The organism is Peptoniphilus indolicus ATCC 29427, assembly GCF_000227315.1.
GTDB classification, from domain to species: domain Bacteria; phylum Bacillota; class Clostridia; order Tissierellales; family Peptoniphilaceae; genus Peptoniphilus; species Peptoniphilus indolicus.
In genome coordinates this window covers 1-1,413 of record NZ_JH165107.1, presented here as the reverse complement: position 1 = coordinate 1,413, position 1,413 = coordinate 1, and the positions used below count along the sequence as shown (strand labels likewise).

The following is a 1,413-nucleotide window of genomic DNA, read 5'->3' as shown; positions in this document are numbered from 1 at the left end:
AAATTGATATAAATTGTAGTGAAACTAGGGATTATTTTGAAATATATGGCGATGATTTACACGCTAAGGGTAATATAATTTTATTTTAGTTGATTAATAGGGTTAAAAATGATATACTTAGTCAAGTAATACAACTTTATGAATTTGAAAATGATTGAATCTTTTAGAGTAAACCTCAAAGTCTATACATTTACAAATGATTAGAGTAACAAGGAGGTAAATTTTGAAAGGTACAGTAAAATGGTTTAACGGTGAAAAGGGATTTGGATTTATAACAGGAGAAGATGGAAAAGATGTATTCTGCCATTTCTCACAAATTCAAAAAGAAGGTTTCAAAACTTTAAATGAAGGTCAAGCGGTTGAGTTTGACGTAGTTGAAAGCGAAAAAGGACCTCAAGCTGAAAATATCGTAGAATTATAAATTATTGAGCAGCCTAGGCTGCTTTTTTTTATGAGGAGGAAAATTTATGGAAAAACATATAATTGCAAAAATTGATGGTGTAGAAATCACTACAGCTCATTATGAAAATTTTTTAAGACAATTAAATCCACAATTAAGAGACTATTATAATAAAAAAGGATTTTCAAAGGAAATCTTAGATGAATTAATTAGTCAACAACTTTTAGTAATAGATGCTAGAGAAAAGGGATATGATAAAAATGAAGATTTTATTGAAGTTTTAAAAGCTACAGAAGATTCATTGCTTATGACATATGCTCTTGGGAAAACTTTAGAAAATATTGAAGTAAGTGAAGATGAAATAAAGAAGTATTATGAAGAAAATAAAGAACACTTTAACCAAGGACCTACTGTTAGTGCTTCTCACATATTAGTAGAAACAGAAGAAGAGGCAAATAGTATTTTTAAAGAGGTAAATGTAGATAATTTTGCTGAGATAGCTAAAGAAAAATCAAGTTGTCCTTCAAGTGCCAATGGTGGAAACTTAGGTGAATTTTCACAGGGTCAAATGGTTCCTGAGTTTGATGAAAAAGTATTTTCAATGAATGTAGGAGAAATTTCTGAACCTGTCAAAACTCAATTTGGATATCATATTATTAAATTAGATGATAAACATGAAGAACTTGATTTTGATAAAATTAAGGGAAGTGTAGAATCGGAACTTAAAGGAAGAAAAGAACAAGAAACTTATGTGAATAAAATTAAAGAACTTTCAGTAAAACATAAAGTTGAAGTTATAAATATTCAAGAATCCTAAGGTAAAGCCTTGGGATTTTTTTATTCTAATGTATACTTAGATAGGGTGATAATATGAAACTTCAACTTTTTGACTATATAGATAAGAGTGCAGAACTTTTAAATTATTATAGAAATATATTAGAAGAAATTTCGGAAAATATTGTAGACTATCTTTGGGATAGTTTGGATAATAGTGTAATTACTAATATAACATT

Annotated in this window: 2 protein-coding genes; both read left to right on the top strand. The window is 27.9% G+C overall.

Annotated elements, in window-relative coordinates; translation table 11 throughout:
* Window positions 1-223 precede the first annotated feature (223 nt).
* The gene (locus HMPREF9129_RS10145) at window positions 224-421 is read left to right on the top strand and encodes a cold-shock protein (protein WP_004823496.1); all 198 of its coding nucleotides are present in this window, start codon (window positions 224-226) and stop codon (window positions 419-421) included.
* Window positions 422-467: 46 nt separating this feature from the next.
* Window positions 468-1,217, top strand: coding sequence for a peptidylprolyl isomerase (locus tag HMPREF9129_RS10140; protein WP_004823494.1), 750 nt, complete (start codon window positions 468-470; stop codon window positions 1,215-1,217).
* Window positions 1,218-1,413: the final 196 nt, after the last annotated feature.

Excerpts from the sequence above, each read along its gene's own strand:
- HMPREF9129_RS10140 (WP_004823494.1), top strand. The coding sequence starts at position 468 with ATGGAAAAACATATAATTGCAAAAATTGATGGTGTAGAAATCACTACA.